4 protein-coding genes are annotated in these 7,431 nt (G+C 66.1%); 2 read left to right on the forward strand and 2 right to left on the reverse strand.

Annotated elements, in window-relative coordinates; all coding sequences use genetic code 11:
* Nucleotides 1-23 precede the first annotated feature (23 nt).
* Complete coding sequence (locus LXT12_RS23125; protein WP_233394664.1) at nt 24-2,552, reverse strand: TonB-dependent receptor; 2,529 nt, start codon at nt 2,550-2,552, stop codon at nt 24-26.
* Between the two features lie 370 nt (nt 2,553-2,922).
* Nucleotides 2,923-4,797 (reverse strand): phosphoenolpyruvate carboxykinase (GTP), encoded by a 1,875-nt coding sequence (locus LXT12_RS23130; protein ID WP_233394665.1) that lies wholly within the window; start codon nt 4,795-4,797, stop codon nt 2,923-2,925.
* A 464-nt stretch (nt 4,798-5,261) separates the two neighbouring features.
* On the opposite strand from LXT12_RS23130, the gene LXT12_RS23135 reads away from it, so the two are divergent.
* Nucleotides 5,262-6,386 (forward strand): hypothetical protein, encoded by a 1,125-nt coding sequence (locus tag LXT12_RS23135; protein ID WP_233394666.1) that lies wholly within the window; start codon nt 5,262-5,264, stop codon nt 6,384-6,386.
* Complete coding sequence (locus tag LXT12_RS23140; RefSeq protein WP_233394667.1) at nt 6,379-7,269, forward strand: hypothetical protein; 891 nt, start codon at nt 6,379-6,381, stop codon at nt 7,267-7,269. Before LXT12_RS23135 ends, LXT12_RS23140 begins: the two co-directional genes overlap by 8 nt.
* The last annotated feature ends 162 nt before the right edge of the window (nt 7,270-7,431 follow it).

A 7,431-nucleotide genomic window follows, 5' to 3' on the forward strand; every position in this document is an offset into this window, starting at 1 on the left:
CCACCCCCAGCCATGTCCGCGCTTCAGAACTGGAAGCCCACGCTCAGCTCATACGCCCGCCCGAACAGCGGCCGCGCCAGGAACACCCCGTCCTGCCCCACCCCCTGCCCCGGCACCCGGAAGTTCCCTTCCGTGAGCCCGATCTTGTTGGTCAGGTTGGTGCCGGTGAGCCTCAGCTCCAGCCCGTTGTCCATGGAGAACACCGCGCCTGCATCGATGGTGCGGTAGGCCGGCAGCTTCAGCGTGTTGGTCTGGTCGGCGAAGCGCTCGCCCACGTGGCTGAGCGTCGCGAAGGCGCGCAACTGGCCGTAGCCCGTCTGCGTCGTCCAGCTCGGCGTGAGGCGGGCCTGGAACTTGGGTGCGCGCTCGACGCGGTTGCCGCTGTACTGCTGGAAGTCGTGGTACTTCGCGTCCTGGAAGTTGCCCGTCGCCGCGATCTCGAAGCCCATCCCTGGCCGCAGCGCCAACTCGAATTCCACGCCCGTGGCCTTGCTGTTGGGACGCAGCACGACGTTGCCCGCGTTGGTGAACTGCTGCGTCTGCGAGTTGGTGAGCTTGTTCTGGTAGGCCGTGAGGAAGGCGCTGTAGAGCTTGGTGGCCGTCTTCAGGCCGATCTCGTACTGGGTGATGTCCTCGACCGGGTCGCGGGCCTCGTTGGCGCCGCGTCCGCGCAGCACGTCGAAGTCGGGCATGCGGTGGCCCTTGTTCAGGCGCACGAAGGCGCTGAACTCTCGGCTGAAGGCGTAGTTGGCGCCGCCGGTGAAGGAGCTGCGGCTGAGCTTGCTGTCGATCAGCGTGTTGGTGCCGTTGAAGTAGGCGAGGTTGTTGTTGTAGAGCGTGGTCGGGTCGGCATCGAGGTCGCCGTTGCTGACGTTGGCGATGGTGCCGGTGATGCGCTGGGTCTCGCGGCGGGCGCCGAGGTCCACGCGCAGCTCCTTGTTCAGCTGCCACTCGTCCGCCACGAAGAAGGCGCGCGTGTTGCCGCTGTAGCTGGCGTCCAGGTCGAAGGAGAAGGGCGGCGTCACGTAGCCGTTGCGCGAGGCCTTGACGCCGTTGTCGAGCTGCACGTCGATCAGGCGTGCGTGCGACTGGACCGTCATGAGCTGGGCCTGGCCCAGGGTCCAGACGTCGTGCGAGCTGTAGCCGGCGAGGTAGAGGCCGACGGTAAGGTTGTTGCCCGGCGCGATCTCGCGGGACAGGCGGGTCTCGTTGCTGGTGGAGCGCAGCGCCTTGTCCACCGCCCACATGCCGTTGACGATGACGGGGGTGTTGCCGGCGACGGCGCCGCCGCCGTTGGCGAAGGTGGCGGTGCCGGTGGTGGCGGCGCGGCCGGCCGCGGCCACGACGGCGGCGTCGGCGTTGGCGGCCGTGACCTGCGAGGTGATGTAGCTGCTCAGCGTCTGCGGGTTGGCGCCGGAGAAGAGGGCGTAGGTCGGCACGTCGCCGCCGGTGTGGCTGAGCTTGTTGGTCAGCGTCCAGTCGCCGAGCTTGGTGTCGAGGTTGGCGCCGTAGGTCTGCACGTCGGCGCCTCGGCCATCGGCGAGGTCTTTGGTCACCGTGCTGCGCAGGATCTCGGGCTGGCCGCTGGGCAGGGTGCGGCCCGTGGCGCGGCCGGTCTCGAGCACGATGTTGCGCAGCTCGTTGCCGTAGAAGTAGTCCTTGTGGGCGTCGAAGCCGGGGTAGCTGGTCACGCTCTTGCCGTCGGCGCCGCCCACCACCGGGATGGCGGTGAAGAAGGCGTTACGGTCGTGCAGGGCGCGGGCGTAGAGCTGCAGGCTGCCGCCTTCGATCTTGCGGCTGAGCACGACGCTGGCCTGGCCGCCGTCGTCGGCGGGGAATTGGGTGTCGCGCACGCCGTCGCTCTGGCGCCAGAAGCCGCCGATCATGACGTTCCACTGGTCGCTGAGCTTGCCGGCGTAGACGCCATCGATGCGCTTGAGGTTGCCGGTGCCCGTGGTGACGCGCAGGCTGGCCTCGGGGTTGCGGCCGTCCTTCTGGATGAAGTTGACCGTCACGCCGGGCTGGCCGCTGCCGAAGATGGGGCTGGGGCCGCCGCGCAGCACTTCCATGCGGTCGATGGTGTCGTCCAGGCGGAAGAGCTGGGAGTGTTCGAAGAAGCTCAGCGTGGGCAGGTGGTAGAGCGGCGCGCCGTTGAGCTGGAAGGTCGAGTAGGGGCCGTCGCCCGGTGTCGGGAAGCCGCGCACGCGGATGTTGGCGCCCGCCTGGCCGCCCGAGGTCTCGACGAAGACGCCGGGCACGGTCTTGAGGATGTCGGCCGTGCTGGTGGGCGCGGCCTGTTTGATCTGCTCCTCGGTGGCGGTGGTGATCGAGAAGCCGGCCTCCAGCTTGCGCACGCCCTCGCGGCGCGCCGTGCCTGTGACGACGACGGCCTCGAGTTCCTTCACCTCGGGGGACTGCGGCGCGGCCTTGGCGGCTTCCTGCGCCTGGGCGGCGGCGCACAGGCTGGCCACGGCGAAGGCGACGAGTTGCAGGCGCAGGCGCGGACGGGCCAGGGGAGCGCCGGCTTGCGGCACGGTGGTTTGGCGGTTCATGGTGTCTCCATTGGGTTGTTCTGCGTTCCGAAAGCCGGCGCGGCCGTCGCCCACTCTCGATGGGGCGGACTTTGATGGCAAATGTTATCGATGTCATTTGGGTAAACACCAGTGTGGCGGGCTGGTGACATCGATGACATCGATTGCGATCCTCGATGCCATGAAAAACGGGCGCCGTGGGCGCCCGTTGCTGAGAGGGGTGGGTGAGACAGACCTGGGTATTGCGGGCCGAGCGCTGGGCCGCTCCCGAGCCGGCCCGCGCTGGCGATGTGCTTGCGGCTCAATGCCGCAAGCATCGCCGCCCCCTCGGGGGGCGGACCAGACACGCGCCGCGTTCAGCGCGCGGGGTTGGGCCGGGGGCTATTCAATCTCACCCCACTTCGGCCACCAGCCGCGCCTCGATGGCGGCCTTGGCTTGGAGCAGTTGTGCGGGCACCCGGGCGCCGAGCTGCTCGAAGAGGGCGGCGTGCAGCTTCATCTCGGCATGCCATTCGGCGGCGTCGATGCGCGTCACGGTGTCGAACTGGGCGGGGCTGAAGTCCAGGCCCTGCCAGTTCAGGTCGCCGTAGTCGGGCGTCATGCCGAAGACGTGCTCGCTGCCTTGGGCGCGGCCTTCGAGGCGGTCCAGCATCCACTTCAGCACGCGCATGTTTTCGCCGTAGCCGGGCCAGACGAACTTGCCGTCGGCGCCCTTGCGGAACCAGTTGACGCAGTAGATGGCCGGCAGCCGGGCGCCCGCGGCCTGCAGCTTGGCGCCAAGGTCCAGCCAGTGCTGGAAGTAGTCGGCCATGTTGTAGCCCATGAAGGGCAGCATGGCGAAGGGGTCGCGGCGCACCACGCCCTGCTGGCCGGCGGCGGCGGCCGTGGTCTCGGAGCCCATGGTGGCGGCCATGTAGACGCCCTCGACCCAGTTGCGCGCTTCGGTCACCAGCGGCACGGTGGTGGAGCGGCGTCCGCCGAAGATGAAGGCGTCGATGGGCACGCCGGCGGGGTCGTCCCAATGCGGGTCCAGCGCGGGGTTGTTGGTGGCGGCCACCGTGAAGCGCGCATTCGGGTGGGCCGCCTTGGCGCCAGTCGCCTTGGCGATCTCGGGCGTCCAGTCCTTGCCCTGCCAGTCGATGCAGTGGGCGGGCGGGGTGTCCGTCATGCCCTCCCACCAGACGTCGCCGTCGTCGGTGAGCGCGACGTTGGTGAAGATCACATCGCGCTGCAGGCTGGCCATGCAGTTGGGGTTGGTGTGGGCGTTGGTGCCCGGGGCGACGCCGAAGTAGCCGGCCTCGGGGTTGATGGCGTAGAGCCGCCCGTCGGCGTGAGGCTTGATCCAGGCGATGTCGTCGCCGATGGTGGTGATCTTCCAGCCGTCGAAGGCAGTCGGCGGGATCAGCATCGCGAAGTTGGTCTTGCCGCAGGCGCTCGGGAAGGCCGCGGCGACGTGGTACTTCTTGCCGGCCGGGCTCTGCACGCCCAGCACCAGCATGTGCTCGGCCAGCCAGCCCTGGTCGCGCCCCATGGTCGAGGCGATGCGCAGCGCGAAGCACTTCTTGCCCAGCAGGGCGTTGCCGCCATAGCCCGAGCCATAGCTCCAGATCTCGCGCGTCTCGGGGTAGTGGACGATGTACTTGGTCTTGTTGCAGGGCCAGGTGACGTCCTTCTGGCCCGGCTCCAGCGGCGCGCCCACGCTGTGCACGCAAGGCACGAACTCGCCGTCGGTGCCCAGCAGCTCCACGACGGCGCGGCCCATGCGGGTCATCATGCGCATGTTGACGGCCACGTAGGGGCTGTCGGACAGCTCCACGCCGATGTGGGCGATGGGCGAGCCCAGCGGGCCCATGCTGAAGGGCACCACGTACAGGGTGCGCCCGCGCATGCAACCCTTGAAGAGGGCCTGGTCGCCGGTCTGCAGCAGCTCGCGCATCTCAGCCGGGGCCATCCAGTTGTTGGTGGCGCCGGCGTCTTCCTGGCGGGCAGAGCAGATGAAGGTGCGGTCTTCGACGCGGGCGACGTCGCTGGGATCGGAGTTGGCCAGGTAGCTGCCAGGGCGCAACTCGGGGTTGAGTTTCTTCAAGGTACCGGCGGCGACCAGCTGGTCGCACAGCCGCTGGTACTCCTCGTCGCTGCCGTCGCACCAGTGGACGTCGGCCGCCTCGGTCAACGCCGCGACTTCGGCCACCCAGGCGATGAGCCGGGCATGTTTCACATAGGCAGGCAGGCTCAGGCGCAGGCCCTGCATGGCGGGTTGGTTCATGGTGCAAGCTCCGATCATGGGATGTGTTTGGGGCAGCCTTCGGAGCTGGCCCAAGCACACCGGGCCCGGGGCCAGGATTGTCCAATCCAATGTAATCACGCCGTAACCACCGGAGCGGGTGGGGTCATGCAAAACCGGAATAACGCCATGCGGGCGCGGCTCGGCGAACGCGTGCGACGGAGAGGTCTAGGGTTTACGTGGGGGGCGAATTGGAGTCGCCCGCTGCTCTCGGCAGCTGTCGAAGTTCATTGATTTCTGAACTTTGTTCATTCAATCCTGAACCCTCGTTCAGACTGGCAAGCTGACCAGCGCGCTGCGCCCCCCTTCGAGAGCTGGCGACATCCCATGGTGTTCAGAGGCCTCAATGTTAGCTTCCGAGGCTATATTTGCTGTTCAGCAAATGAATACACAGCAGATAGGTTAGACATTTGACCTATATTTGCTGTGCAGCTAACATGCGCCCAATGCGAGCAGCTGAACAGGTGCTGGTGCAAGAGTTTCTGGCTGCCTTCCAAGCAGCCACAGACAGCGAGCTCATCGGCCAACACGAGGAAGTACCGTTCGACGAGCGCCAGAGGCTCGACGCGCTTCTACGCGTCCGGTTTCCAAACCAAGTCGACGCTGTCGACCTTGCAGTGGAAGCTGTGGACGCTACCTATCCCCGTGACGCCCACCGCCTGGCTGAATTCCTGACGTGCTTCAATGACCAGCGCAGGCAAGATGCAGCACCAGCAGTCCCCGTTGTCGCCGCACGGCATCTCACAAGCGCCGCAAAGGATGTGCTGAGAGGCGCCGGCATCAACTACTTTGAATCCTCTTCGGGCACGCTCCTCTTCCGCTACCGCACTTGGCTCATCGACATTGAGCGCCCCTCTAAGCAGTCGCTCGACCGGAAGATAGGAAGCCTCTTCAATGGGGCGCGTGAACAGGTGGTCCATGCCCTACTCATGCACTGGCACCGAACAGGCGAACAAGGATGGGTGGCAGGCAACGAACTGGCCACCACAGCCGAAACCTCCACGTTCACCGTCTCCAAGACCCTGCAGGAACTTGAGAAGCACGACTGGGTCGAAGCGACCGGATCCGGGCCTTCGCAGCGGCGTCGCCTCAAGAATGCGGGTGGGCTGCTCGATGCCTGGAGCGACGAATGGACCCGCCGAGCTCGATCTGAGCCGCGCACCCGGCTCTACACCTATGCAGGTGGCCGAGGCGGAATCGTCGATCGCATCATCCAGAAGATGGAGGGCCGAACGGGATGGGCAATCTCCGGGGCTGCAGCGGCCAATGCAAGAGTCCCGCATCTGACGGTCGTCGACCGCGTCCTCGTCATTGTGCCTCCCGGCCTGGCGAAACCATGGGCCGAAGAGATGGAGCTCGAGCAAGCAGACAAAGGCTCGAACATCACTTTCGTAGAGCGGTCCGGGGCATCGCTGCTGTTCCTTGACGAGCACCCGGAGCGCCCCGCCTCTCGCTTCACCAGTCCCTTCATCCAGTATCTCGACTTGCTCGACGGCGTCGGACGAAACAAGGAACTGGCCCGCGAATACCGCGAACGAGTCCTGAAGCTGGGAGAGCCGGACCATGACTGAAAAGCACAAGTCGGCGGAGGCCTACAGCAAGGAGAAGACGCTGGCCTGCGAGACCGCGCTCGTCCTGCTGCTGCAGGCGTTTGGCACCCTGAAGCCCACGGTTCGCCTGATCGGTGGTCTCGTGCCGCGGTACCTGGCACCCGAAGCGCCACCCGACGTGCCGGCACACGTCGGCACCACCGACGTCGATGTGGTGCTCGATGTCGCCGTGCTCGCCGCGGGCGAGGACTACAGCTCGCTGCGCGATCAATTGAAGGCAGCTGGCTTCCAGCGGCACGTCAAGAACGGCAAGCCGAGTTCCTGGCAGTGGGCCCGCGATATCCGCGATGAGCGGATCGTTGTGGAGTTCCTGGTCAACACCGACGATCCAGCCGGCAAGGGCGTGGAGTCCCTGGACGGCGAGGAGATCTCGGCCTGCCGCATTCCCTACGCGGGGATCGCCAGCGACTGGTACCTGGAGCAGGAACTCCGCGTCGAACGGCCGGATGGCGATGGCATCTCGGTCGAGACCGTTCGACATGCCGATGTCGTTGCGTACGTCACCCTCAAAGCCCTCGCAATGGAGCACCGCTACGAGCGCAAAGACGTCGCCGACGTGATCCACGTCCTGCGCTACTACAGGGACTCGCCAGAGTCGATTGCCGCCGAATTCGCAAGCAGACTGGCCTCAGGTCAGCATGAGGTACCCCTGCGAACGGCATTGAAGATTCTGGAAGCGAAGTTCTGCACCGACGGCACGACGGCTGGCCACGAAAAAGATGGCCCCGGACGATATTCGTCATTCCACGGCCTCGAAGATCCCGACGAGCGGGCTCTCGCGCAGCGGGAAGTCAGCGGCTTGGTGACTGAGTTTATCCGGCTCGTGAACGAGAAGACTGGCTAACTGAAAGGCCCGTGTGACCTGCCCCCCTGAACCCGTACCTGTTGGCGCCGACTGAAATTTGACCCACCCATGAGGGCCCTGCCGACCCAAATTTGACCCAGGTGTTCAACCTACCCTGCCCGAGATATCCACAGCTGGGCGGGGGTGTGAGGAGTGATCACC

Source organism: Pelomonas caseinilytica (assembly GCF_021353235.1).
GTDB lineage: Bacteria > Pseudomonadota > Gammaproteobacteria > Burkholderiales > Burkholderiaceae_C > Pelomonas > Pelomonas caseinilytica.

Coding starts and splice junctions, on each gene's coding strand:
- LXT12_RS23125 (WP_233394664.1), bottom strand. CDS start 2,552: ATGAACCGCCAAACCACCGTGCCGCAAGCCGGCGCTCCCCTGGCCCGT.
- LXT12_RS23135 (WP_233394666.1), top strand. CDS start 5,262: ATGCGAGCAGCTGAACAGGTGCTGGTGCAAGAGTTTCTGGCTGCCTTC.
- LXT12_RS23130 (WP_233394665.1), bottom strand. CDS start 4,797: ATGAACCAACCCGCCATGCAGGGCCTGCGCCTGAGCCTGCCTGCCTAT.
- LXT12_RS23140 (WP_233394667.1), top strand. CDS start 6,379: ATGACTGAAAAGCACAAGTCGGCGGAGGCCTACAGCAAGGAGAAGACG.